Origin of the sequence: Candidatus Viadribacter manganicus (genome assembly GCF_001679665.1) — a bacterium.
Classification (GTDB): Bacteria; Pseudomonadota; Alphaproteobacteria; order Caulobacterales; family Aquidulcibacteraceae; genus Vitreimonas; species Vitreimonas manganica.
On the sequence record NZ_CP013244.1, the window covers coordinates 2620948 to 2647254 of the forward strand.

General features: G+C 60.9%; 20 protein-coding genes. 5 read left to right on the forward strand and 15 right to left on the reverse strand.

What is annotated here, in order from left to right; all coding sequences use genetic code 11:
* Nucleotides 1-58 precede the first annotated feature (58 nt).
* Nucleotides 59-4003: a M10 family metallopeptidase C-terminal domain-containing protein gene (locus ATE48_RS20315; protein ID WP_066772314.1), complete on the reverse strand. Its 3945-nt coding sequence runs from the start codon at nt 4001-4003 to the stop codon at nt 59-61.
* 464 nt (nt 4004-4467) lie between these two features.
* Between ATE48_RS20315 and ATE48_RS13405 the strand changes: the two genes are divergently transcribed.
* The gene (locus ATE48_RS13405; RefSeq protein ID WP_228126620.1) at nt 4468-5538 is read left to right on the forward strand and encodes a polysaccharide biosynthesis protein; all 1071 of its coding nucleotides are present in this window, start codon (nt 4468-4470) and stop codon (nt 5536-5538) included.
* Here the strand turns inward: ATE48_RS13405 and ATE48_RS13410 are convergent.
* From ATE48_RS13410 to glmS, 7 genes are all read right to left on the reverse strand, one after another.
* Nucleotides 5535-6839: a TolC family outer membrane protein gene (locus tag ATE48_RS13410; protein WP_228126621.1), complete on the reverse strand. Its 1305-nt coding sequence runs from the start codon at nt 6837-6839 to the stop codon at nt 5535-5537. The genes ATE48_RS13405 and ATE48_RS13410 overlap by 4 nt on opposite strands.
* A gap of 2 nt (nt 6840-6841) precedes the next feature.
* Nucleotides 6842-8119 (reverse strand): beta-barrel domain-containing protein, encoded by a 1278-nt coding sequence (locus ATE48_RS13415; RefSeq protein ID WP_066772318.1) that lies wholly within the window; start codon nt 8117-8119, stop codon nt 6842-6844.
* Nucleotides 8116-9861: a type I secretion system permease/ATPase gene (locus tag ATE48_RS13420; protein ID WP_083197347.1), complete on the reverse strand. Its 1746-nt coding sequence runs from the start codon at nt 9859-9861 to the stop codon at nt 8116-8118. The genes ATE48_RS13415 and ATE48_RS13420 overlap by 4 nt, the downstream gene beginning before the upstream one ends.
* A 189-nt stretch (nt 9862-10050) precedes the next feature.
* Entirely contained in the window at nt 10051-10398 is a 348-nt protein-coding gene (locus ATE48_RS13425; protein WP_066772320.1) for a hypothetical protein, read from the reverse strand.
* A gap of 65 nt (nt 10399-10463) precedes the next feature.
* Nucleotides 10464-11594, reverse strand: coding sequence for a DegT/DnrJ/EryC1/StrS family aminotransferase (locus tag ATE48_RS13430; protein WP_066772322.1), 1131 nt, complete (start codon nt 11592-11594; stop codon nt 10464-10466).
* Nucleotides 11595-11621: 27 nt separating this feature from the next.
* Nucleotides 11622-12545 (reverse strand): Gfo/Idh/MocA family protein, encoded by a 924-nt coding sequence (locus ATE48_RS13435; RefSeq protein ID WP_066772324.1) that lies wholly within the window; start codon nt 12543-12545, stop codon nt 11622-11624.
* Complete coding sequence (gene glmS, locus ATE48_RS13440; RefSeq protein WP_066772326.1) at nt 12542-14365, reverse strand: glutamine--fructose-6-phosphate transaminase (isomerizing); 1824 nt, start codon at nt 14363-14365, stop codon at nt 12542-12544. Before glmS ends, ATE48_RS13435 begins: the two co-directional genes overlap by 4 nt.
* Nucleotides 14366-14612: 247 nt before the next feature.
* On the opposite strand from glmS, the gene glmM reads away from it, so the two are divergent.
* A complete protein-coding gene (glmM, locus tag ATE48_RS13445) occupies nt 14613-15974 on the forward strand; it encodes a phosphoglucosamine mutase (protein ID WP_066772328.1) in 1362 nt (453 codons plus the stop codon).
* Between the two features lie 9 nt (nt 15975-15983).
* Here glmM and ATE48_RS13450 read toward each other — a convergent pair whose 3' ends face one another.
* Complete coding sequence (locus tag ATE48_RS13450) at nt 15984-16619, reverse strand: hypothetical protein (protein WP_066772330.1); 636 nt, start codon at nt 16617-16619, stop codon at nt 15984-15986.
* 96 nt (nt 16620-16715) lie between these two features.
* The gene (gene pgi, locus ATE48_RS13455; protein ID WP_228126622.1) at nt 16716-18269 is read right to left on the reverse strand and encodes a glucose-6-phosphate isomerase; all 1554 of its coding nucleotides are present in this window, start codon (nt 18267-18269) and stop codon (nt 16716-16718) included.
* 28 nt (nt 18270-18297) lie between these two features.
* On the opposite strand from pgi, the gene galE reads away from it, so the two are divergent.
* Nucleotides 18298-19278 carry a UDP-glucose 4-epimerase GalE gene (gene galE, locus ATE48_RS13460; protein ID WP_066772332.1) on the forward strand — a complete coding sequence of 327 codons (981 nt, stop codon included), beginning with the start codon at nt 18298-18300 and terminating at the stop codon, nt 19276-19278.
* Between the two features lie 48 nt (nt 19279-19326).
* Here the strand turns inward: galE and ATE48_RS13465 are convergent, their stop codons facing one another.
* From ATE48_RS13465 to ATE48_RS13475, 3 genes are all read right to left on the reverse strand, one after another.
* Nucleotides 19327-20631, reverse strand: coding sequence for a UDP-glucose dehydrogenase family protein (locus ATE48_RS13465; RefSeq protein WP_066772334.1), 1305 nt, complete (start codon nt 20629-20631; stop codon nt 19327-19329).
* Between the two features lie 2 nt (nt 20632-20633).
* Nucleotides 20634-22157 (reverse strand): phosphomannomutase/phosphoglucomutase, encoded by a 1524-nt coding sequence (locus ATE48_RS13470; RefSeq protein ID WP_066772336.1) that lies wholly within the window; start codon nt 22155-22157, stop codon nt 20634-20636.
* Between the two features lie 78 nt (nt 22158-22235).
* Complete coding sequence (locus ATE48_RS13475) at nt 22236-22823, reverse strand: hypothetical protein (RefSeq protein ID WP_066772338.1); 588 nt, start codon at nt 22821-22823, stop codon at nt 22236-22238.
* 86 nt (nt 22824-22909) lie between these two features.
* On the opposite strand from ATE48_RS13475, the gene gpmA reads away from it, so the two are divergent.
* Nucleotides 22910-23626 carry a 2,3-diphosphoglycerate-dependent phosphoglycerate mutase gene (gene gpmA / locus ATE48_RS13480; RefSeq protein ID WP_066772340.1) on the forward strand — a complete coding sequence of 239 codons (717 nt, stop codon included), beginning with the start codon at nt 22910-22912 and terminating at the stop codon, nt 23624-23626.
* The gene (locus tag ATE48_RS13485) at nt 23623-24057 is read left to right on the forward strand and encodes a bifunctional diaminohydroxyphosphoribosylaminopyrimidine deaminase/5-amino-6-(5-phosphoribosylamino)uracil reductase RibD (protein ID WP_228126623.1); all 435 of its coding nucleotides are present in this window, start codon (nt 23623-23625) and stop codon (nt 24055-24057) included. Before gpmA ends, ATE48_RS13485 begins: the two co-directional genes overlap by 4 nt.
* 12 nt (nt 24058-24069) lie before the next feature.
* Here the strand turns inward: ATE48_RS13485 and ATE48_RS13490 are convergent, their stop codons facing one another.
* On the reverse strand, nt 24070-25041 hold the full coding sequence (locus ATE48_RS13490) for a UDP-glucuronic acid decarboxylase family protein (protein WP_066772342.1): 972 nt from the start codon (nt 25039-25041) through the stop codon (nt 24070-24072).
* A 355-nt stretch (nt 25042-25396) separates the two neighbouring features.
* Nucleotides 25397-26257, reverse strand: a complete 861-nt coding sequence (gene kdsA / locus ATE48_RS13495) for a 3-deoxy-8-phosphooctulonate synthase (protein ID WP_066772344.1) — start codon at nt 26255-26257, stop codon at nt 25397-25399.
* Nucleotides 26258-26307 lie beyond the last annotated feature (50 nt).

The following is a 26307-nucleotide window of genomic DNA, read 5'->3' on the forward strand; positions in this document are numbered from 1 at the left end:
CGCTTGCTGTCCGTCACGGCGGACCACCTGCGTGACCCGCCGCTGCTCGTCACCATCCTTACGGCCCGAAGATGAAGTCGGCTTGGGTGATGACGTTGTCGCCGTCGCCGGAGACGTTTTTGAGGGTGATGAAGTATGTATCATCGATGCGGACGACGGTGTCAGCGCCGGTGTCGATGATGGCGACGCGGGCGGCGAAATTGCCAGCATTGATGCCAAAGGCCGAGACATCGAGGAAGTCTTGGCCGCCAACGTCCCAAGCGTCGAAGTCAACGATGGTGTCGTTGCCGCAGCCTGCTGCGTAGACGAACGTATCGTTGCCCGCCCCGCCGGTTAGATTATCGTTGCCGCCGCCGCCGGTGATGATGTCATCGCCATTGTTGCCGTTGATCTTGTTCGCGCCGCCATCACCGATCAACGTATCGCCGCCCGTGCCGCCGATGAGGTTCTCGACGCCGGTGATCGACGCAAAGCCCGTGGCCGTGCCGGTTCCGAGATTGACGGTGATGCCGAGCGCTGTGTTGAAGCGTAGCCAATCGCCGCCTGAACCGCCAAGGCCGAGATCAAGGTTGATGGCTTCGATATCGACGAGGGCGTTGTTGAGAAGGCCTGTGATCGCCGTGCCGTTCCAATTGGCGTCGGCGACATCAGCGACGGCCGAGCCGGTAAGGTTCACGGTGTCGAAGTCAGCGCCGCCGTTGAACGTGTCGCGGCCATCGGTTGAGGTCCAGATGAAGGTATCGTCGCCGTTTTGACCTTGCAGCGAGTCATTGTCGGCGCTGGCGTAGATGGTGTCATTGCCATCGCCGCCGAGCACCGCATCAGCGCCGCCGCCGCCGTCAAGCGTATCAGCGCCGGCTTGGCCGTCGAGACGGTTGTCGAGGCTGTCGCCGGTGAGCGTGTCGCCGCCGGAGCCACCTATGACTTTCTCGATGTTGCTGATCGAAGAGAAGCCTGAAGCCGAATTAGTGGCGAGGTTCACCGTCACAGCGAACGTTGATGAGTAGATCAGCCAGTCAACGCCGCCGAGCAAGTTCAGGGTTACGGCTTCGATGCTGGTGAGGCTGTTGTCCATCACCGCGGTGAGCGACGTGCCGTTCCATGTGACTTGACCAAGTTCAACGCCGGCCGTGCCTTCAGCGTTGAACGTATCGAAGTCCGCGCCGCCATCGATGGTGTCGCGGCCTTCGCCGACGATCCAGCTGACGATGTCATTACCGGCGCCGCCTTGTACGGAATCGTTGCTCGCGCCCCCGACCAGCGTATCGGCGCCGTTGCCGCCGATCAGTGTGTCGATGCCGCCGAGGCCGGCGAGCGTGTCGTCGCCGTCGCCGCCATCGAGACGGTTGTCGAGAGCGTTGCCAGTGATGTTGTCAAATCCTGATCCGCCAACCACGCGCTCCAAGTTGGCAATACTGAGGAAGCCCGAGGCGCTGCTGATGCTGAGATTGACCGTCACAGAAGAGGTTGTGTTGTAGACTAACCAGTCGACGCCATCGCCCATGTTGGCGGAGACGCTCTCCACGCTGGTCAGTGCGTTTCCTGCAACAGCCGTCAATGTTGAGCCGTTCCAGTTGGCATTGAGGATGCTGCCGGCGCCGATGAGGTCGCTGATTACCATTGAATCTGCGCCGTTGCCGCCGTTAATCGAGCCGTTGCCGTCGCCGATCGTGTACAAGAATCCGTCGGAACCCTCGCCGCCGCTCAGCGTATCGACGCCGAGGCCGCCGGCAATGATGTCATCTCCGTCGCCGCCATTGATAGTGTCGGATCCATCGAGCCCCGAAAGGATGTTGTTGCCCGCATTTCCATTGATTGCGTTGTTTTCGCCGTTGCCCGTGCCATCGATGTTCGACCCGCTGGTGAGCGTCAGATTTTCAACGTTTGCACCTAGCGTGCGAGAGACGCTCGATTGCACCGTGTCTGCGCCTTGGGCCGCGCTTTCGGTGATGACGTCGCCGACGTCATCGACGACGTAAATGTCATCGCCATCGCCGCCTTGCATATTGTCAGCGCCGGCGCCGCCGTTCAGCGTATCGTTATTATTGCCGCCCTGCAGAATATCTGCGCCGCCTGCGCCGTTGAGCGTATCGTTGCCGTCGCCGCCCGACAGCGTATTTATTTCATCGTTGCCGGTAAGGATGTTGTTCTGCGCATTTCCCGTGCCGTTGATCGCGCTCGCACCTAAAAGCGTCAGATTTTCGAGGTTGGTGTCGAGTGTGTGCGTCAGCGTGGACATCACCGTGTCGGTGCCCTCGCTGGCATTTTCGGTGATGAAGTCGCTGAACGTGTTGATGTAGTAGGTGTCATCACCAAGGCCGCCACGCATGGCGTCGCCGCCGAAACCACCATTCAAGATGTTGTTGGCGTCGTTGCCGATTAGCGTGTCATCGCCACTGCCGCCGATTGCGTTCTCAATGACGACGCCGTGCGCGATCGAGACGTTGAAGCTGGCCGAGCCGCCGCCATTGGGGCCCACGCTAGAAAATGACTCTGCCCTGAGGTCGATCGTGCCGCCTTGGCTGTAGCCCGAAAAATCCAAGGTATCGATGCCGCCGCCATCCCAAACCGTGAACACGGCTTGTTGGGTCGCGAGCGTCAGAGCGTATTGCGGCACGCCGGTGTTCGAGTTGAAACCGTAAACCGTGTCGCCGGCGCGCGAGGCGAAGTTTGCGCCATAGAGCCGCTGGATCGCCGTGATGTCGAACATCTGCGGCAAGCCTGCATAAGTTGTGTAATTGCCGCCCGTATTGCCCGACGAGAAATAGCTCATCGTCGCGAACATGCGCGTGTCGCCGTAGAAATCGACGCTTGCGGGATAGGACGGGCTGCCGACGCCGGCGTTGTAGTCGCCTGGGTGGCTGAGGCCTAACGCGTGACCGATTTCGTGCAGTAGAACTTGAACGCCATAATCGCCCACTGTGGGATTGGCGTTATAGGTCAAGCTCGAATTGATCCAGACGTCGCCTTCGACGCTCGACGATGCGGTGTTGGCAAATGACGGCAGATAGGCAAAGGCCGCGGCGCCGGCTTCACCGGTCGAATAATTGCCGAACAGCATCGTCGCATTGTTGGAATAGCCAGCGCCGTCATCGACGCGCACGAAGGTGATATTTGCAACCGCCGCCCAAGCAGCCAGCGCAGCTTCAGTCGCGGCGATTTGGGCGGCCGAGAACACTGAAAAGCCGCCTGTATCACTTGGCATCTGTGCCGGCGCGGATGCGCGGAAGGCGTAGGTGACAACGGCCGATTGTCCAAAGCTGGGCGCCCAGCTTGCGCCGCTGCGCGAGATCTGAATGGCGGCCTCTTCCCAGGAAAAATAGGGCAGGCCGTTATTTGTGAACGTTGTTGGAGACGTCGAGCCCGTCGTGATGGCGTTCACCGCCAGCGAGTAAGTGCCAATGCTAAACGAAGAGCCGTCAAAACCTCGTGCGACAATGTAATACGTGCCGCTTTGCGTAGCATTATACATCAGGAAGGAATCGGTCAGGATCCCGCCGTCATCATTTTGGACGATCAGCGTGCCGTTGACATCGCGGAGCTCGAGATACGAGTCCACCATCGTTCCGCCGCCAAGCGAAAATGTGTAGGTTTGGCCGGCGACCAAAGTGACACTGATATAGTCCAAATCGCCTGATGTTTGGATGCTGCTATTGAGCGTGCCGCCAACGGCGATCGAGGTCGTCGTCGAGGTGTTGTCGGCGATGTCATCGCCGAGGAAGAGCGGGCCATCGCCGCCGCTCGTTAGCGTGTTCGAGAGGACTTGATATTCGCTGGATGCGTTGTCGATTGAGAGCTGAACGCTTGTGCCATTGTTCGTCTCTGCGAGCTGCGTGAATTGATCAGCGAGTTTTGCAAGGCAACCTGTGCAGGGGCATGTAGTGACGTGCTGAAGGCCGCCGATATTGTCATCACTGGAGAAGATCGCGCTCGTGCTCGCGGCGGCGTCACGAACGGGCCAGAAGAGTTCACCTGAACGCCAATTGTCGCCTGAAACTCGCATGCATTTTCCCCTTTGGCGCAACGCGTAAAGCGTCGTTCACAAGCGGCCAAGCGCTTTTCGCTGTTTCGCCAAAAGTCAGATTGCAGTGGCTTGAAGCGGGTGCGGGCTCCCGCAATGTCACGCCGCGTGGCGCCCAGTGGCCTCCGAAAGACGCCGCTGCTGGAACCTTGTGGTGGGGCTGACGGATTTTGGCTCGTCATCGCCGCTGCCAGATACGGCTGTATCGAACGATTATTGTCTAGAAGCCGTGAGTTATTTCTTGGGCGCATGTATTCATGTAAATAATTGCAGAATTCTATTTTAATGCGACACGATGGTTATTATCAAATACTGAATATTCCTTGTGTTGCCTGTAGGGCACGCAAATGGTGTTTAGTCTTTTTGACCTGGACGCTAAGCATTTGGGGTGATGGATTCGGCCAAGTTTAGGCCAAGAGCTGCACTCGGGCGGGATGCTGATCGAAATGCCGAGCGAATTTTTGCAACGATCCGAGGGTCAGTTCGAGTTTGACCGCATCGGTGCATTCTTCGCAAACAAGCGGGTGCTGATCACTGGCGCTGCGGGGAGCGTCGGTTCAGCTTTGAGCATGCGCCTCGCCGCTCTCGGTTGCGCGCATCTCGCCTTGCTCGATCAGTTCGATCATGGACTTCTGGAAGTCGTCGAGGCTGTCCGGCGCGCTCATCCCTCGCTGCCAACGTCTGAGATCTTGTGTGACGTTCGCGATCCGGGGCGCCTCGAAACCTCTATTCGGCGCGCTGAACCTGACATCGTCATTCACGCCGCGGCCTTGAAGCATGTGCATATGGGCGAGCGCCATCCGGTTGAATGCGTGCTCACCAATTTGGTTGGCGTTCGTAACACGGCGATTGCCGCGGCGAACGCCGGGGCCACACAATTCGTTTTGATTTCATCTGACAAGGCCGCGGCGCCGACCTGTGTTATGGGCGCAACCAAACGATTGGCCGAACTTTATCTTGGAGGCTTTGCCCGCGAACGTACGCGCGCGATGGTGGTGAAGGCTGTGCGCTTTGGCAACGTGCTTGGATCGCAAGGCTCGGTGCTGCCGCGGTTCCGGGCCCAGATCGATGCCGGTGGGCCTCTTGAAGTTACGCACCCGAAGATGGAGCGTTTCTTCATGTCCTCAGACGAGGCCGTCGGGCTCATCTTGAGTGTTGCCGCGCTTGAAGCAGAGGCGGGCACATATTTCATGGAGCTGGGCGAGGCGGTTTCGATCGTCGATCTTGGTCGTCGCATGATCGCAAAATCCGGTAAGGCCATCGATATGGCTTTCACCGGTTTGCGTTCGGGCGAAAAGCTCTCCGAGCAATTGATCGACGAATACGAGAGCATAGAAGCAAGTGGGATTGCTAACGTCTATCGCGTGCGTTCCAAGTCCGCTGACGCCTATCTCACCGCCGGCGATGTGGCGCATTTGGAGACGTTAGCGCGCACTATGGATAATGCCGTCTTGCGTCAGCGCGTGTTCGCGCAGCTCGATCAGCGTTTGCACCGGGACGTTCGTCCGGCAGGTTAATCCGCTGCGCGTCCAATTGCGGCGTCGAGTGTCAACGCCCCCGAAGCGGCAAGCAAAGAATAAGATGCAATTGTCGCATCTGCGTTGGCGCGAGCGCGCCCGATGAGTGCGTTGCGTGCTTCTTCTTGCGCGTCCAGCACATCAAGCGTCGAGCGCAAGCCGTAACCTCGCTCGCGTTGGGCGCCGTCGACCGCGATAGCCGAGGCTTCGACTTGCTCGTTGGCGGCCGTCAGAATTTCGCGGGCGGCAATGAGGTTATTCCAGGCGGCATTGACGTTGGCGAAGACTTCGCGCCGCTGCGCTTCCGTGCGTGCCTCGGCGCGCCCGACATTGAGTCGGCTTTGCCGCGTGCGAGACCACGCGTATCCACCCTCGAAGAGCGGCATGCTGAATTGTGCGACAGCGCTTGAGCTTTCGCGGCGTGACTCCGACGTGCTGAAATCGCGATTTTCGTCGGCGCGTCCAACGACAGAGATCTGCGGCAGCAATGCTGAACGTTCGATCGTGACTTGTGCGCGTGCGGCACGCTCTTGAGATTCGGCTTGTCCAAGATCGGGGTGGCGATCGTCCGCTTGGCGCACGGCCTCCTCGAGCGTGTGCGGAGTTTGCGGTGACGCGGACACCGGCAAAAGGCCTTCCGGCGCCCGGCCAACAATGGCCATGTAGCGAGCTTGGGAATTTTCCAGATCCGCTTGCGAGCGCGCCAGTGCAGCGCGCGCGCCGGCAAGGCGTGTCTGTGCTTGCGCAACATCAGTGCGGCTAACTTCGCCCACATCGAGACGGCGGCGCGTGCCTGCGAGCAAAGTGCTCAAGTCACGGATGTGCTCTTCGCGGAGGCGCACGATTTCGGTGTCGCGGAGAACGCTGATGTAGACGTTGACCGTCGCCAAGAGCACGTCCTGCGCGCGCCCGCGCAAACCTTCGCTGGCGGCGTCGATATTGGCGCGCGCCAGCCGCGATTGGCCGCTGCGACGAAAGCCAGTGAACACTTGTTGTGTCACCTGCGCGTTGGCGGTTGTCGGCTCGAGATCGGACTGGGTGGTTGTTGGTCCAAAGATCGAAGTGGAATCTGTTTCGACGGTTTGGACGCCGGCGCTGCCACTAATGCCTAAAGAGGGGAGGTAGGCGGCGACGGCTTGCGCACGGTCCTCGCGCGCAGACCGTAGCGCGAGGCGGGCTTCTTCCAGGTTTGGGTTGTTGGCGTGCGCGGCCACCAACGCCTCTTCAAGGGTATCGGCAGAGGCGGCGTATGCGCCAAAGATCGCCGGCAAAATGGCGATGGATGCGACGAGGATTCTCATGTTCATTCCTCTCGCAACGAGCGCCAAAGCGTTTGATTGAGCGGCTCAAACAAATACTGAAGCGCGGTGCGCTTACGGGTTGGGATGACGACCTGCGCCGATAGGCCCGCGCGAAGGCGATGTTCGTCGCCCGCAGCTTGTGTAAGCCGGCGAAGTTCTTCCGGCGGCACTGCGACTTGAGTGAGGAAATAGCCCTGGCCGGTGCGCTCATCGACGAAGCGGTCAGCAGAGACTTGGCGCACCACGCCATAAACGATCGGCAGATTGCGCCCGCCAAAGGCCGTGATACGCACCTCGGTGCGCTGACCGGAGGCGAGATTGTCGGCCGATTCTGGCGCAACGCGCGCTTCAACGATGAGGTCTTGACCTTCCGGCACGATGTCCATCAGTCGATCGCCTGCGCGCACGACGCCGCCAACAGTGTGAACTTGTAGGCCAACAACGACGCCGGCCGTCGGCGCCCGGATGCGCGTAAGTTCGAGCCGTTCGCGTGCCCCCGCAAGTTGCGGCGAAAGCTCCGCCAGGCGCGCATCGACTTGGCGTAGGTCTTCGTAACGTTCCTGCTGTGTCGAGGCGATCATCGAGTTGAGTTCAGCGCGCCGCCCCTGGAGTTCGGCTAAACTGCGCTCTAAAGCGCGTACACGTGTCATAGGCACCAATTGCTCGGCCGCTAGTTCGCGCATGCCGGAAAGCTCTTCGTTGAGCAGGCCTTCTTGGCGATTGAGCGAGGCAACCTCGCCGCGATAGCCGGCGATGCGCGCATCGAACGGGCTCCATGACCCGCTGCGCGCTTCACGGCGGTGCCGCTCGAAAGCTGCGTCGGCGACGATCTGATCTTCGGGCGTCATGTTCGCCCATTCGGCAGGGCGTTCCAGCGAGCCTTGTCCGGTCCGTTCCGCCGTGAGGCGCTGGCGCTGCATCTGCAAGTCAACGACTTGGGAGAGGAGCGCCTGTTCTTGCGCCACAAGTTCTGGCGAGCCGAGTTCGATCAGCACTTGGCCTTGCTCGACCCGATCGCCTTCAACGACAAAGATGCTGGAGACCATGCCGCCGTCGCGGTGCTGGACCGTTTGGCGATTGCCCGACACAACGATCACGCCAGGCGCGACCACGGCTGCGTCTAAAGGTGCGAACGCCGCCCAGCCGCCAAATCCGATGAAAAACACCAGCATCGCGATCAAGCCTGCGCGAATTTCCTTGCGGCCTGAATCGCTATCGTCGCCGCCATTGTCGAGCTCGGATTCACGGACCGGCGGACGCGTGAGGAGGTCAAACGTCATGAGCGTGCCCCCTCATTGGGCACGGCGACAGGGCGGGGCGTTGCGCCGGAATTGAGGCGCGCCAACACCGCTTCGCGAGGACCGAAGGCCTCGATGCGGCCCTGCGAGACCACCATGATTTTATTGGCCTGCGCCAGAAAGCCGGTTCGGTGCGCAACGACGATGCTGCAAACGCCGCGCGCGCTGGCGTCTTTCAATGCGTTGAGCAACGCCGCTTCACCATCATTGTCTAAGTGCGCGTTGGGCTCATCGAGCACCAACAGAACCGGATCGCCGTAAAGGGCGCGCGCGAGTGCAACGCGCTGCGCTTGTCCGGCCGAAAGTCCCCGTCCATTCGGGCCGATCTCAGTATCGTAGCCTTGCGGCATCCCAAGGATAACCTCATGCGCGCCTGCCGCTTTGGCTGCCTTGACGATGGCTGCGTCGACGTCGGCGCCCGAAAGGCTGTTAAAGCGCGAGATGTTTTGGCCAATGGTGCCGGCAAAGAGCGCCACTTCTTGGGGAAGATATCCGATGTGGCGGCCAAGCTTGCTGGGCTCCCAATCGGTCATCTTTGCGCCGTCCAAACGTACCGCGCCGCTATCGGGAATAGCAGCGCCTGCAACGGCGCGGATCAAAGTGGTCTTACCTGCGCCACTGGGGCCAACAACGCCGATGACATCGCCAGGCTCTGCTGTGAAGCTCGCGTTCGTGAGCAGGAAACGATCACCGCCAGGGGAGCGCACGGTTACGCTCTCAAGAGAAAGGTTGCCGCGCGGATGGGGTAAGTTGGTGAACTCGCGCTGTCCCTCTTGGGTCAGTAGCACGCGCGTGAGGACATCGTAGGCCTGTCGGCCCTGCTCAAATTGACGCCAAGCGCCCACGATCAGTTCAAGCGGCGCAAACGCGCGCGAGCACAAAATGGAGGCCGCGATGATGCCGCCCGCGGAAATATCTTGGCGCAGGGCGAGGAAGGCGCCGAGACCCAGCGCCGCTGACTGGAGAATGAGGCGCGTGAATTTGGTCGTCGATGAAAAGAACGCGTTGGTTGTGCCGGCGCTGTTTATGGACTCGTTGAGTGCAGCTCGAGCTTTCAGTTGGCGCTCAACCAAGCGGTTCTGCATGCCCAGCGCGCGCGCTGTGTCGCCTTGGTTGGCGTCCGAGATCTGCAGCGAATACATCGCGCCCGAGGCGTCTTCGTTCGCTTTGGTGGCGCTGCGCATGGCGCGTTGGTTGATGAGAGCGATTGCAACGAGGGTTGCGCCGCCCAGAAGCGCCAGCGTGCCGATCCATGGGTGAATGAGAAAGCAGACGGCGATGTAGATCGGCGCCCAGGGCGCATCGATCGCGGCGACGGCTGGCGGCCCTGTCATCGCACCGCGCAGGGCGTCAAATTCTCGCAGGATGTGCACGTTGCCCGCAGCGCTTCGGCCCTCCCGTTGCAGAGAGGCCAGCAGTACTTGCGGGGCCAACAAGCGATCCAGCCTGCGCGACATGGTCAGCAGCAGGCGTACGCGCGTGCCGTCCAGGAACGATAAGACCGCCAAACTCGCGACCAGCACCAGCGACAGATAAACCAGCGTCAGCAAGCCGCCGGAAGTCAGCACCCGGTCGTAGACTTGGAGCATGTAGATGGACGGGGCGAGATAGAGCAGGTTGAGGCCCGCGCTGAATAGGATCACGAAGCCTAGATGCCGGCGGCACGCGGCGAGGGCGGCGCGGAGCGTGCTCGATTGGCGCGGCTGTTCGGCCTTTGCGGCCATGGTCTTGTCCCACCTCGGGCGCCCCCAAGGCAGGCGCGTCGTTTCTATAAAGCATCGATGTGGAGGCGCCAGGAGGCCGGGCAGCGTGCCTATCGGCGAGTGGGTTTCCCCCGCGGCAGCCAACCGCCGTTTTTGAGCTAAAGCTTCACGATTTAGGGGGCCGGCCGACGGCTGGGGCTGGGCCGAGGGCTAGGGCTGGGCTGGGGGCGCGCGTTCCTCATAGCCCCGGATTTCGTTGGCGATCTCGATGGCGATGCGTTCGGCCCGAAATCTCTTCCAAGCGCCGAACAAGAAGAACGCGAGTCCAAAAAAACCGATACTGCTGGCGACGCCGCTGACAAAGCCGCCTGAGGCGGTGTCCTTCGCTGGGCCGAGCCAATTGAGGATCGGGTAGATCACCAACAACAAGGTAAGCCCCAGCCACGCCCAACGCCATGCGCTGCGCTTGAGCGCACCACTGAGGACGGTCTGAGTTAGCCATTGTTCGCGTTTCCGAGGCGTGGCCTCGTCATTCGTCTGGGCAGATGGGTCCGTCACCGGGGGACCATCACTGGACCTCGCGTCCTGCGTCAATCGTTTTTGCAGGGACCTAGTTTGCGCCGTTAGCCGCCCGCTTTCACGAATTCGCGCACTGCAGCTGCGATCTTGGTTTGGGTTTGGCCGTCGAGATAGGGATGCATCGGCAGCGCCAAGACGCGATGGCAGATGGTTTCGCTCACCTTCAAACCGCCGGCGCCGATCGGGAAGGCCTCGTATGCGGTCTGCTTGTGAAGCGGTTTTGGATAATATTGTGCAGTCGGGATGCCCGCCTCGCGCAGGTGTGCGGCCAATCCGTCGCGATTGTCGGCTTCGATCACGTACTGCGCCCATGTGGAAACACCGCCCTCGATCACTTTAGGCGTCGTCACCAAGCCTTCGAGCATCTGCGCGTAGCGATCGGCGACCTCATTTCGCATGGTAATTTCTTCAGCGAAGATCGCGAGCTTTTCGATCAGGATCGCCGCTTGGATTGTATCCAAGCGTGAGTTCATGCCGATGCGGGCGCAATTGTATTTGTCGTCGCCGCTTGCGCCGTGAAATGCGATCGAGCGCATCAGCACGTTCTCGGCATCGTCATTTGTCAACGTCGCGCCGCCGTCACCGTAGCAACCCAGCGGCTTTGCTGGAAAGAACGATGTCGTTTGCGCGTCAGCCCAATGCATGGGGTGTTTGCCCCCCAACGTGCAGCCGAAACCTTGTGCGCTGTCAGCAATGAGTTTCAGTCCTTCGCGCTTACAGATGGCGCTGATTGCCGGATAGTCCGCCGGTTGACCGAAGAGATCGACGACGATGACGACCTTTGGCTTTAGCTTGCCGGCCTTCTTCACGCCCGCGATCGCAGCTTCGAGTGAAGCAGGATCCATGTTGTAGGTGTCAGGCAGAACATCGACGAACACTGGGGTTGCCTGCACCCACGGCACAATTTCGGCCGTCGCCGCAAACGTGAACGACGGGCAGAACACGGCGTCACCTTCGCCGACGCCCCACGCCCATAGCGGCAGCACGAGCGCATCTGTGCCATTGGCATTGCCGATGCAGTGCTTGGCCTCCGCAAAGGCCGCGAGTTGGCCCTCAAGTTGCTTTACCTCCGGCCCGAAAATGTAGGCGCCTGAACGCACGACTTTCGAAACAGCGGCGTCGATCTTGGCTTCAATGCGTGCGCGCTGCGCTTGCAGATCGATGAACGGGATCATGTCTTCCTCGGACGTGTATTTGGATCGTTATGTGAGAGAGGGAAGCCCGGAAGCTTGATCGACCTCAAGCGCCAATTCCAACACCGCCAGCGCCTCTTCGCCATTGACCACGGGGCGCGGCGCAACACCAAGCACAGCATCGATGAATTGAGCGACATTGGCGCCCAGCGGATCGGCGCCGATCCGGGTTTCGGCGAACGCGGCATTGAGCGGGAAACGTGTCGTGTTTTCGAAGCTGCGAGCCAGAAAATCGATCTTCACCTCACCGGAGGGATAAACCGCGTGCATGTAGCGGCGGCGGCCTTCCTCGATGCGGCTCGAGATAAATCTCGCTTCTGCGCCACCAAAGCTGAGCGTGGCTTCAATGCGATCGGCTGTGCGGCCATGTTCGCTGCGCGCCGCAGCGCTGATACGCTCCGGCTTCTGCTTTAGCAGCATGAGCGCCAAATCAAGGTCATGCACCATGAGATCGAGCGTGACTGAGACGTCGGCGCTGCGACCGGTCCAGGGACCCTCACGGACGCTTTCGATGCGCGTGGGTTTCTCTGGCGCCGTAAGCAACCCCATGGCTTCGAACACCAAGCGCTCCTGGTGTCCGCAGCCAACGACGAGTTTCTTTTCGCGGGCCAACTTGACGATCTCAACACCACGCCCGGTGTCGGTCGCCAGCGGTTTTTCGATCAAGAGGTGCTTTCCCGCCTTTAGCGCCGCGAGCGCCGCGTCCCCGTGAAACGAGGGCGGTGAGGCAATGGTGACAATATCGCAGGCGGCGAACAGCGCATCGCGTGTACTGAAGCTCTCGGCCCCATGTGTGTCCGCAAGCTGCTGGGCGCGTTCATCGTCGGGATCGAAGACACCGACGAATTGCACGCGTGCGTCTTCGGCATATTTACGCGCATGGATGCGCCCGAAGGCGCCTGCGCCAAGAACGCCTGCGCGGAGCTTGGTCACTCGACCGTCACCGACTTTGCGAGATTGCGCGGCTGATCGACGTCGGTGCCTTTGTGAACAGCAGTTAGGTACGCTAGCAGCTGAATGGGCACGGAATAAACCAGTGGCGCAATGAACGGGTCGCAAGTGGGGACCATGATGATGTGCTTGGCGATATCGGCGCAGGCCACCGCGCCGGCGCCATCCGTGATCACGATCAGTTTGCCGCCGCGCGCATTCACTTCCTGCATGTTGGAGAGCGTCTTTTCGAACAGCGCATCGTGCGGCGCGACGACGACGACCGGCGTGTGTTCGTCGATCAGCGCGATCGGACCGTGCTTGAGCTCGCCGGCTGCATAGCCTTCGGCGTGGATATAGGAGATTTCTTTGAGCTTTAGAGCACCTTCGAGGGCGATCGGGTAGTGCACGCCGCGGCCCAGATAAAGCACGTCGCGCGCTTGCGCGAGTTCTTGTGCGATCACTTCGATTTCCGGCTCGCACGCTAGCGCGTCGGTAATGAGACGTGGTGTCTCCATCAGCGCGTGCACCAAGCGGCCTTCTTCTTGGCTCGACAGCGTGCCGCGCGCGCGACCAACCGCGATCGAAAGTGCGGCGAGAGCTGAAAGCTGTGCTGTGAAAGCCTTCGTGGATGCAACGCCGATTTCGGGGCCCGCCAGTGTTGGCAAGCGCGCATCAGCTTCGCGCCAGATGGTTGATTCTGGAACGTTGACGACCGCGAGGGTCTTCAAACCGTTTTCTTTGCAATAGCGGAGTGCGGCGAGGGTGTCGGCGGTCTCGCCCGATTGCGAGACGAAGACGCCAAAGCTCTTTTTGCCGACTGCCGGTTTGCGATAGCGAAATTCCGATGCGATGTCGGTTTCAACCGCAATGCCGGAAACCTGTTCAAGCCAGTATTCAGCCACGCGACCTGCATAATGGGCGGTGCCGCAGCCGATGATGATGGCGCTATCGGAGTTGAGATCGACGCCGTCGAGATTCGGCATCTCAACGCGTTCTTCGTAGGCATTGACGTAGCGCGTGATCGTGCGGCCGGTGGTTTCCGGTTGCTCGTAAATCTCTTTTTGCATGAAGTGGCGGTGATTGCCTTTTTCCGCCGCCGCTGCGCCGCCCGCGAAAATGTGGACTTGGCGCTCGGCCAATTGGCCGCTGGCGTCGAGAACCTTGACCTTCGCTCGCGAAAGTACGGCGATGTCGCCTTCTTCGAGGAACATGACGCGCTGGGTGAAAGGCGAGACGGCGATAGCGTCCGAGCCCAGAAACATCTCGCCGTCGCCCAGGCCGACGGCGAGTGGGCTACCTTTGCGCGCGCCGACCAAGATGTCCTCATCGCCGGCGAAAAGAACCGCAATGCCGAACGCGCCTTCGAGGCGGCGGACTGCACTGATGGCCGCTTGTTCGGGCTTTTGACCCTTATCCAGATAGTCGGTGATCAGGTGCGCGATGACTTCGCTATCCGTTTCGGATGTGAACCTGTGTCCGGCGCGGATCAACTCCTCGCGCAGCGCACGGAAGTTTTCGATGATGCCGTTGTGAACGATTGCAACTTTGTCGGTCGCGTGCGGGTGGGCATTGGCCGTCGTTGGCGCACCGTGCGTCGCCCAGCGCGTGTGGCCAATGCCGCTGATCCCAGCCAGCGGAGCTTCCGCGAGCTCGCGCTCAAGATTTACAAGTTTGCCTGCAGCGCGCCGGCGGCTGATCGCGCCATTTTCCAGAGTTGCGACGCCTGCAGAGTCGTAGCCTCGGTATTCCAGGAGCTTCAAAGCTTGGACCAGCCGGGGCGCCGCCGGATCAGCGCCCAGGATTCCGATAATCCCGCACATAGTTAATCTCGCGTCCCTGCCGGCGTGCGCACGCCGGAAAATCTGAACTCACCCGCGCCTCATGCGCGTCATGCCCGTTCGCGTGTTGATTTGCATCTCAATTAGTCTTTCAACATGCGACGGTTTATAGGCGCGCGCCGGTTAGGCGTGTGCAGCGGTTTTTGCTTAAGTCAGCGCCGCTGATAGAATTAGCCGAGTTTAGGGCGCGCCTTAAGTCGGCCTGAAGTCGGATGGAGCAACGATCGTTATGAGCAGGGCCTATTTCGGCACAGACGGCATCCGTGGAACTGCGAACAAGTATCCCATGACGCCGGAAGTCGCCATGCGCGTCGGCTTGGCTGCGGGCAAGCGTTTCCGTTCTGCAGATGATCGGCGTCACACGGTCGTTATCGGTAAGGATACGAGGCTCTCAGGTTACATGCTCGAACCGGCGTTAACCGCTGGCTTCACTGCTGCGGGCATGGATGTTGTGCTCTTTGGCCCGCTCCCGACCCCAGCCGTCGCCATGCTGACGCGGTCGCTGCGTGCGGACCTGGGGGTCATGCTTTCGGCCTCGCACAACAAATTCGCCGACAACGGCATCAAGCTCTTCGGGCCCGATGGCTACAAACTTTCGGACGCTGCCGAGACGGAGATCGAGCGGCTCATGGATGCGCCGTTGGACACCCACTTGTCCGACGCCGCCAAGCTCGGCCGCGCTCAGCGCATTGACGACGCCCAGGCCCGCTACGTGGAAATCGTCAAGGCGACCTTCCCAAAGCGCCTGTCGCTGAAGGGCCTACGCATCGTGATCGATGCTGCCAATGGGGCCGCTTATAAGGTTGCTCCGGTTGCGCTCTACGAATTGGGCGCCGAGGTTATCAAGATCGGCGTTGAGCCCAATGGCTTCAACATCAACGAGGAAGTCGGTTCGACCGACACCCGCGCCCTGAAGGAAGCGGTGCTGAAGTATCGCGCCGACATTGGCATCGCTCTGGACGGTGACGCCGACCGGGTCGTGATCGTGGACGAAAAGGGCCACACCATCGATGGCGACCAGCTCATGGCGTTGATCGCTAAGAACTGGAAGGAGCAGGGCACGCTTACCAAGGGCGGCATCGTCGCCACCGTGATGAGCAATCTTGGCCTTGAGCGCTTCTTAAAGGGGCTCTCGCTGAAGCTCGAACGCACCAATGTCGGCGATCGCTACGTGGTCGAGCAGATGCGCGCCAAGGGCTACAATGTTGGCGGCGAACAGTCCGGCCACATCATCTTGTCGGACTTCTCCACAACCGGCGATGGCCTGCTCGCCGCACTTCAGGTGCTGGCGGTGATCGTTCAGTCCGGCAAGCCCGCGAGCGAAGTATGCCAGCAATTCGAACCGGCGCCGCAAGTGCTCGAAAATGTTCGCTACGAGCGTGGCAAGCCCGACCCGATGGATTCCGCCACGGTGAAAGCCGCCATCAAAGACGCCGAAGAGCGCCTCAAGGGTACGGGCCGTATGCTGGTGCGCAAATCTGGCACCGAGCCGCTCGTGCGCATCATGGCCGAAGGCGACGACGAAAGCCTCGTTCGTGCAGCTGTGAACGATGTCAAAGCTGCCGTCGTGGCCGCCGCAAAGGCCGCTTAAGCTAACGGCTTATCGTTGACCCGATGGCGCAGGAACGCTGACCGGAGTGACCGCCGGCAGGCGCGGGATCGGTGCAATGTTGTTCAACTCGTTGCAGTCGGGGATACCGCTGCGGCTGCCTTCGCTGGCATAGACCAAGCGCAAACGCAGGCGCCGGCCTGCAGCTTCCGCCGGTATCACGCCGCGCACGACGCCGCGAACATTATGATTGTAGGCGAGGCTGACGCGGCCTTCTTCGTTGAGCGTGGTGATGGCCGGCGCAATGGCGATGCGCTGTGCGCCCGCGGGGGTTGTGTATTCGAGCGCGACCGATGTATCGGCCACTGTCGGCGCGACGAACGGCGTGTTGCCATCGTTGCGGACTTGCCAGCTGACAGCGATTTCGTTTGGGCCGAGCGGCGCCTCGCCTGGGACTTCGGTGACGAACGCTACCGTGCCGACGCCGAGGTCAGGGCAACGCGGGATCGGCGGTGGCGGCGGGCGGCTCTTTTCTTTGCCTTGTTGTTGGCCGCCAGCCTGTTGTTGCTGAAGGCCGCCGCCGGGCTGCTGAAGGCCGCCGCGCTGCAGCGCGAGCGCTTGGTTCGTAATCATCACGCCGTAAATGGCGGCTACGCCGAGAAGGCACGCCATAATCGCTTTGCGCATCGTTTGAGTATCCCCGCCAGCTGGGCTCAGCAGCTGCGTCGTGTCCCGTGCGTATCTTAGCTCATGGCGCGCGGGCCGCCAAACACCATCGGTGGCCTATGTGCGCAGCTGACGCAGCCAGGCGGCGGTGCTTGGGTCGATGTCGGCGGGCGGATTACCGCCTTCCAAAGCCGCAAGCAGGGCGTTGGCCATTTCCTTGCCCAGTTCGACGCCCCATTGGTCGAATGGGTTGATCCCCGCCAGGACGGCCTGGGCGAAGGTGCGGTGTTCATAGAAGGCCAGCAGCGCGCCCAACGCTTCGGGCGAAAGCGCGTCCAGGGCCATCATCGTTGAGGCGCGGTTTCCGGTGAAACCCCGATGCGGCGCCAGCTGGGCGGCTTCTGCTTGGCTTGCGCCCTTGGCGATCATCTCGGCTTTCGCTTGCGCTGCGCTTTTGCCGACCATCAGTGCTCGCGCTTGCGCCAGGGCGTTGGCGAAAACTTTGGCGCGGTGCGACGGCGGGCCTTCTTGCGGGCCTGCATTGACGATGAACTCGACCGGAACCTCGTCGACACCCTGATGCAGTTGCTGGAAAAACGAGTGCTGGGCGTTAGTGCCCGCCGCACCCCAGGTGACGGCGCTGGCGGCGCGCTCAAGAGCTACCCCGTTGCGCGTGACGCCTTTGCCGTTCGACTCCATTTCAAGTTGCTGCAGCCACCCCGGCAGCAAGCGCAGCCGTTCGGCGTAAGGTATGGCGGCGTAGGTGCGATGACCTAGCGCTTCGCGATTCCACATTTGGATCGCCGCGGAAATCGCGGGCAGATTTTTGGCGAAGGGGGCGTCGCGGAAGTGATTGTCCATTTCAGCTGCGCCGTTGAGCAGACGATCGAACGCGCCCTCCTGCAGCGCCACGGCGCACACAAGGCTAACGCTCGACCAGAGCGAGTAGCGTCCGCCGACCCAGTCCCAGAACTCAAACACGTTTTCTGCAGGCACGCCCCAGGCAACAGCTTTCTCCGGAGCAGCAGTTGCACCGGCGAGGTATGCTGGCCCCCATGCCCGGACGAATTCGGCATTGGCGAGCGTTTCCTGCGTGGTGAAGGTCTTCGAGACGACGATAAGCAGCGTGCGCTTCGGATCGAGCCCTTCAATGGCGTCCGCTACATCGGCGCCGTCAACGTTCGCGGCGAAGCGCACTTCTATGCCCTGAATGCGGAGCGGCTTTAGTGCGTCGATGACCAAACGTGGCCCGAGATCAGAACCGCCAATCCCGAGGTGCACGATTGCATTGATCTCAGGGCGAATGCGCTGGGCGAATGCGGCCATGCGGTCACGCACGTTCTGTACTTCGGCAGGAGGCGATTTGGCGCGCACGAGCCAGTGCTTGGCGGCGCGACCCTCGGTGGTGTTGACGATATCGCCGGCAAACAATTTGGCGCGCCATTCGTCGAATTGAGCGGCGCTGGCGAGCGTTGCGATTGTTGCAAGAGCGGCTTTGTCCAGCCGCTGCTTTGAGAAGTCGGCTTTTAGATGCGGGGCGTCGAACGTCAGCGATTGCACGCGCACTGGATCGGTCGCGAAAAGTTGAGATAGGTGCGTGTTGTGCAACCGCGCGGCCTCTGCGGCCACTTGCGTCCAGGCGTGTTTCATCGCGATATCTGTAGCGGTCATGGGTGTGACGCTCTAACAGGACGCGAGGATGGCGACAATTCTTGTAACCGGCGGCGCGGGCTATGTGGGCTCGCATTGCTGTCTCGCGCTTTCAAGGGCGGGGCATCAGGTCGTCGTTTACGATGATCTCTCCAATGGCCACGCCAAGTTCGCGAAATGGGGGCCTTTAGAAGAAGGTGATATCCGCGACGCTCCGCGTCTGCGTGAGGTGTTCGTCAAGCACCGGCCGGACGCCGTTTTGCACTGCGCCGCGCTGATTGAAGTGGGCGAGTCGGTAAAGCATCCCGAGCGCTTTCACGACGTAAATGTGCGCGGTACGCAAGTTCTGCTCGGCGCCATGCATGAGACGGGTGCGCGGGCGTTTGTCTTCTCCTCATCGTGCGCCGTTTATGGCGTGCCCGAGCGCTTGCCGATGGACGAAGCGCACCGCTACGCGCCTGCCAGCCCCTACGGCCAAAACAAGCTCGACGCCGAGCGCCTGAGCGAGGCTGCCGCGACAGCGCGTGGTGGATCATACGCGCACTTGCGCTACTTCAATGCTGCGGGCGCTGCGTGGGGCGAGGGGCTGGGCGAGAGTCACGAGCCGGAGAGTCACGCAATCCCGCTTGCTCTGTTCACCCTGCTGGGCCGTCGCGAAACATTCCGCATTTTTGGCGAGGACTATGATACGCGCGATGGCACGTGCTTGCGTGATTACGTCCACGTCCTTGATCTGGCTGACGCGCACGTGCGCGCGGTTGAGCGTCTGCTCAGCGGTGGCGCAAGTCTCGCAGCCAATCTCGGCACTGGTGATGGCGTTACTGTGCGCGAGTTGATTGCAGCGATCGAGCGCGTCACCGGTCAACGTGTGCCGATCGTCCCAGCGCCGCGCCGTGACGGCGATTCTCCAGCGTTGCTGGCTGATAATTCTTTGGCGCTGCGCGAACTAGGTTGGGCGCCTTCGCGGGGCATCGATCGAATCATCGCCGATGCTTGGAAGTGGCACAGCGTCGTCGAGGCGCAGGCCTAATCGCTCAATGTCGGTTTGCGCGCTCGCTGTGAGCCGTTGCTAAGGCCTTTAAGCTCGCCCGACGCTCACATATTTGAAGCCCTTCGCACGCATCTCATCGGGACGGTAGATGTTGCGGAGGTCGATCACGGTTGGCGTTTTCAGCGCGTCTTTGATGCGATCCAGATCGAGCGCGCGGAATTGATCCCACTCGGTGATGATCACCACAGCGTCGGCGTTTTGGACGCAATCATAGGGCCCGGTCGCGAACTGGACGTCCTTCAGCATATGCTTGGCTTCGTTCATGCCTTCAGGATCGAATGCGCGGATCTTTGCGCCTTCGGCCTGCAGTGTCGGCACGATGTCGAGCGCAGGGGCGTCGCGCATGTCGTCCGTGTTCGGCTTGAAGGTGAGGCCCAGCACCGCGACTGTTTTGCCGGCGACACTGCCGCCCAGTGCCTCAATGATTTTCTGCGCCATCTTCTGTTTACGTGCGGAGTTCACGCGCACCGTTGCTTCGATAAGTTCGATCGGCGCATTGTTGTCGCGCGCGGTCTTCATCAGCGCCAGCGTGTCCTTTGGAAAGCACGAGCCGCCATAGCCGGGGCCAGCGTTCAAAAACTTGCGTCCGATGCGATTGTCTAGGCCAATGCCTTTGGCGACTTCCTGCACGTTGGCGCCGACGGCTTCGCAGAGATCGGCGATTTCGTTGATGAAGGTGATCTTCATCGCCAGGAAGCCGTTGCCGGCGTATTTGATCAGCTCCGAGGTGCGGCGCTCAGTGAACACCATCGGCGTCTCGTTAAGTGAGAGCGGGCGATAAAGCTGGCGCATCACTTCACGCGCACGCTCGTCGTTGGTGCCGACGACGACACGGTCCGGGCGCTTGAAGTCGCCGATGGCGGCGCCTTCGCGCAGGAATTCCGGGTTGGAGACGACGGCGAAATCGGCGCTCGGGTTCGTCTTCTTGATGATGGCTTCGACTTCATCGCCGGTGCCGACCGGCACCGTCGATTTGGTGACGACGACCGTGTAGCCGTTCATCAATCCGGCGATCTCTTCGGCGGCGGCGTAAACGTAGGAGAGATCGGCGTGGCCGTCGCCGCGGCGTGAGGGCGTGCCGACGGCGATGAACACAGCGTCCGCATCGCGGATCGCGGCGGTTGGGTCTGTCGTGAAGAAGAGGCGACCTTGTTCGACGTTGTCTTTGACCAGCTCATCAAGGCCCGGTTCGAAGATCGGGATTTCGCCCTTCTGAAGACGTGCGATCTTGCCGGCGTCCTTGTCGACGCACGTCACCGTGTGGCCAAAGTCGGCAAAGCAGGCGCCGGAGACGAGGCCCACATAGCCGGTGCCAATCATTGTAACGCGCATGCTTAGATTTCCTGATTATAGGCGCCGACTTCTTCGAAGCGGGCGAGACGTGGTTTTATTTCTTCGCGGAAGAGCGCCTTCATGTCGGCGTCGCTGGTCATGCTTTCAACCACGACAACAAGTTCAGGCTTGTTTGATGAGGCGCGCACCAGCACCCATGCGCCGTCTTCGAGGGTAACCCGCGCGCCGTTTACGGTATTCACGTCACGAATGGAGCGGCCAAGGATCTTGCCGCCGTCGGCGGCGAGCTTTTGGTAATCGGCAACAACACGATCGACGATGCCGTATTTCTTCTCGTCATCGCAATGCGGGCTCATTGTCAGCGACGTATAGCTCTTCGGCAAAGCGTTCTTCAGTTCGCTGAGCTTCTTGCCTGGATTGCGGTCAAGCATCGCGAGCACAGCGGCGGCGGCGACGATTCCGTCGTCATAACCCAGCCCCAGCGGCTGGCGGAAGAAGAAGTGACCGGACTTTTCAAAGCCTGCGAGGGCGCCGAGTTCGGTGGTGCGGCGCTTGATGTAGGAGTGGCCGGTCTTCCAATAATCGACCTTCGCGCCGTTCGCTTTTAGCACTGGATCAATGGCGTAAAGTCCGGTGGACTTCACATCGGCGACGAATGTCGCGTTCTTGTGCGAGGCGCTTAGATCGCGCGCTAGCATGAGACCCACTTTGTCGGCGAAGATTTCATCGCCTTGGTCGTCGACGACGCCGCAGCGATCGCCGTCACCGTCGAAGCCGAGCGCCAGATCGGCGCCATGTGCTTTCACCGCCGCCGCCATGTCGTGCAGCATTTCGCTGTCTTCGGGATTTGCGTTGTAGTGCGGGAACGTCCAGTCGAGCGCGGTGTGGAGATCGATGACTTCCGCACCCATCCGGCGGAGGGCTTCCGGCGCAAATGCGCCCGCTGTGCCATTGCCGCACGCGGCTATGACCTTGATCGGGCGGGTGAGCTTCACGCGGGCGACGATGTCGGCGATGTAGCGCTCGCGCATGCCTTCGATGCGCTTGTAGGCGCCGCCCGAGCGTTCCTTGAAGTGTCCGCCGAGTACGATGTCGCGGAGCTTGCCCATTTCGTCGGGGCCAAAGGTGAGCGGTTTGTCGGCGCCCATCTTCACACCGGTCCAGCCATTTTCGTTGTGGCTCGCCGTCACCATAGCGACGCACGGAATATCGAGCGCGAATTGCGCGAAGTAAGCGGTCGGTGAAAGCGCAAGGCCAATGTCGTTCACTTCGATGCCGGCCTGCATCAGGCCAACAGTCAGCGCCTGTTTGATTGAGGTGGAGTAGAAGCGGAAATCATGGCCGACGACGATGCGCGGCGCGACGCCGAATTCGTGGATAAGCGTGCCGAGACCAAGGCCAAGCGCCTGCACGCCAAGCAAGTTGAGTTCGGGCGGCTTTTGATTGCCCTGGATGCCAAACCACCAGCGCGCGTCGTACTCGCGAAAGCCCGTCGGCTTCACCAGCGGGAGGGCTTCGAAGTCAGCGGAATTGGGCGCGAGGCTTGCGCGGGGCGCAGGCAGCATGGGGTCAGTTCCAAATCGGTGGGAATGTGGAGGGCGGTGTGATGGATATGGCCGCGAATTTCAATCCGCCGCTCCGTCCTAGGTGCGTGTCAAAATGCGAATACGCGTAATCTCAATGCCGTAGGCCTGATCATCCGAGCGGCTCATGGCCCGAACCCCTATGGCGTTAACTGAACTTCGCGCCGGCAAATTGAAGCGCAGTGTCGCCGTTTGGGGCGGCGCCTCTTGTGAAGTCCAGGGCGATGGCCCGCCATCGCCGCTCCGCAAACTGACCGCGAGGCGCTCGGCCGCGTTCACCGGCGAGGGATTGTAACTGATTTCAACGACCAGCGGCCGGCCGCTCAATGCATTCCCATCTTCGGGCGTGAGCAAGAGGCGTGTGCCGTCCTCTTCCGGTTGCGGCTCTGGCTGGGCGCGAGGCTGAGCGATGCGCATCGTCAGTGCGCGGCCCCAATAGTCACGCACAACAGTCATTTCTTCGGCGCCGGGATCGGGCGAATTGAAGCTCTGGCCCTCGAACACCAACCACTCGCCATCCTGAACGCCCGCCACTTGCGCGGGTTCGCGGGGCCAAGATTGCGGCTCAAGGCTCACCACAATGACGAGCGCAGAGAACAGGATCGCCAGCGGATAGAAGATAATCGGGTGAAACAGCCAGTTGCGCATCGGGCCCGGTTTAACCTCAAGGCGCACCCGCGTCCAAGCGCCTTCGGCTCTTGACGACTGCGACCCCGACTGGGAGGAGGCCGCCCATGCCCTTTCTCACCTTGCTGCGCCACGGCCAAAGCCAGTGGAATCTGGAAAATCGCTTCACCGGTTGGGTCGATGTCGACCTCACGGCGCAGGGCGAGGCGCAGGCGCGGCGCTCGGGCGAGCTTTTGGCCGCAAGTGGCATACCCTTCGATAAGTTGTTCACATCACTGCAAACCCGGGCGATCCGGACCGGTTCTTTGGCAACTGAGGCCGCCAAGCTGGCTTGGCTTCCAGTGGAGCGGGATTGGCGGCTCAACGAGCGCCATTACGGAGCCCTGACAGGCCTCGATAAGGCCGAGACGGCCGCCAAGCATGGCGAGCAGCAGGTTACGCTCTGGCGGCGTTCTTACGATGTGCCGCCGCCGCCGCTTGAAGCGGGCGGCGCGTTCGATCTCTCCAAGGACCGCCGCTATGCCGGCGTTGAAGTTCCACAAACGGAGTCGCTCAAGCTGACGCTCGATCGGGTGCTTCCGTATTGGAATGAGAAGATCGCCGCCGATCTGAAGGCGGGCAAAAATCTCATCATCGCCGCCCACGGCAATTCGCTGCGCGCCATCGTGAAGCATCTCTTCAACGTCCCCGACAGCGAGATTGTCCATGTCGAGATCCCGACCGGCAACCCGCTCATGATCGAGCTGGATGGGAATTTGAAGCCGGTGTCGGTGCGCTATCTCGATGAGGCACGCGCTGAGAAATTGCCGGCGTTGCCTGCGTGAGTGACGCCGCCTTCATGCAGCGGGCGCTTGAACTCGCCGCACCCGGAGCGGGGCGCACAGGCGACAATCCCTCCGTCGGCTGCGTGATCGTCAAGGACGGCGTGATTGTTGGCGAAGGCGCGACTGCTCTTGGTGGCCGGCCGCATGCTGAAGAAGTTGCTCTCGCGCAAGCGGGTGAAAAGGCGCGTGGCGCAGTGGCCTACGTTACGCTTGAACCTTGCGCCAAGCGCAGCACTGGAGCTGCGTCCTGCTCCGAAATCTTGATCCAGCATGGGATTGCGCACGCTTTTATAGCGGTGGGTGATCCTCATCCGCTCGTGGCAGGCGCTGGCGCTGAGCGTTTGCGCGCGGCCGGTGTACTTGTTGATGTTGGTCTGATGGGAGAACAGGCGCGTGCGTTGAATGCGGCGTTTTTCGCCCAGTGGGATTAGCGATAGCGAAAGCTATCTCAGAGCGACAATGAGCGGGTCGCCTTCCTTCATCAGGCCATCGAAATATTCGATCGTTTTGATAAGTCCGTCGCGCAGCTGGATTTTGGGCTGCCAGTTCAAAATCTCGCGCGCTTTGTCGATGTTTGGTTGGCGTTGCTTTGGGTCATCGCTCGGCAGCGGTTTGAATACGAGTTTCGATTTTGCGCCCGTCAGGTCGATCACGGCTTCTGCAAGTTGTTTGATCGTGAACTCGTTCGGATTGCCGAGATTGATCGGGCCTGGCAGGTCGCCGTCCGTATCCATGAATGTGACGAACGCATCGATCAGGTCATCGACATAGCAAAATGAGCGTGTCTGTAGGCCGTCGCCATAAAGCGTGATGTCTTCACCCTTGAGCGCTTGAACGATGAAGTTCGAGACGACGCGCCCATCGCTTGGGTGCATGCGCGGGCCATAGGTGTTGAAGATACGCGCGACGCGAATGTCCAGTTTGTGTTGGCGGTAGTAGTCGAAGAATAAGGTCTCGGCGCAGCGTTTGCCCTCATCGTAGCAAGAGCGGATGCCGATTGGGTTGACGCGGCCCCAATACTCTTCCGGTTGCGGATGCACGTCCGGATCACCGTACACTTCGGACGTGGATGCTTGAAATATGCGCGCGCGTAGGCGTTTGGCTAATCCCAGCATGTTGATGGCGCCGTGAACGCTGGTCTTCGTGGTTTGCACAGGGTCGTGCTGGTAGTGAACCGGGGAGGCGGGGCACGCCAAATTGTAGATCTGATCGACCTCGACATAGAGCGGGAACGTCACGTCGTGGCGCAGGAATTCAAAGTTCGGACGGTTCAGCAAATGCGCGATGTTGCGCTTGCGGCCGGTGAACAGATTGTCCGCGCAAACAACGTCATCGCCGCGCGCAACAAGCCGATCGCACAAGTGTGAGCCGAGGAAGCCGGAGCCGCCGGTGACGAGAATGCGCCGTTCGAACATGGCCCGTGCTTATGGGTGTTCGCTGGACCTGTGAATATGGCGAGGCGCCGAGGCTGTTTACGCCTCGAAACATCTTGAAGAAAACGCGCCACAGGGCTGTGGTCTCCGTGGCGCGTAAACCAATCCGCGAAATCGTCATATTAGGGGGACGCGTGAGCGCCGCTACTAAACAACCACGCGCTGACGAAGGCTTGGTCGCGGACCAGCAATCAGCGAAAAAATGTTAGCAGGGTGCTTGCGGTGAAACCGGCGCTAAGTTGATTGTGCCGGTCGTTATAACGCATTTTTGCGCAGAAATTTCCTCAAACACGGGGCGCGTTTTCGCTCTTTGCGCCCGTACTTGTGGTTACGCGCGCTATTCGGCAGCGACCGCAGTTTGTTTGGCTAGTCGATCGAACGCGATGAGATCGCGAACGAGATCTTCGAGCTGATCGAACGGCACCATGTTCGGGCCATCGCTCGGCGCGTTGTCCGGATCGGGGTGAGCTTCGAGGAAGACCGCCGCAACACCGATTGCGACTGCCGCCCGCGCCAAGATCGGCACGAATTGGCGCTCGCCGCCGCTGGTATCGCCGCGTCCGCCTGGTTGCTGCACAGAGTGCGTTGCATCGAACACGACCGGCGCGCCGAAGCTCTTCATGATCGGCAGCGCGCGCATGTCGGAAACCAGCGTATTGTAGCCGAAGCTAGCGCCGCGCTCGCAGGCCATCACGTTCGGATTGCCGCTGCCGGTGATCTTCGCGATCACGTTCTTCATGTCCCAAGGCGCCAGGAACTGGCCCTTCTTGACGTTGATCGCTTTGCCAGTTTCGGCGGCGGCGATGAGCAAATCGGTTTGGCGGCAGAGGAAAGCCGGGATTTGCAGTACATCGACGACTTCAGCGACTTCGGCGCATTGCTCAGGCAGGTGAACGTCGGTGATCACTGGAACGCCGATTTTTTTGCGAATTTCTTCGAAGATCGGCGCGGACTTGTCGAAGCCGGCGCCGCGCTTGGTGCTGAGGCTGGAGCGGTTCGCCTTGTCGAAACTGGTTTTGTAAATGAACCCGGCGCCGGCGCGCGTGAACACGTCGCGCAAAAACTCCGCCGTCTCCAGCGCATGTTCGCGGCTTTCGAGTTGGCAGGGGCCGCAGATAAAGGTGAGCGGCAGGTGATTACCGATCTCAAGCGGGGTGCTCTCAACGCGCGGAATGCGGATGACGTTGGCCGGGGTCATGGGTGTCCTTTGTGGGAGAGCGACACATAGGCCGGGGCGGCTACAGGCTC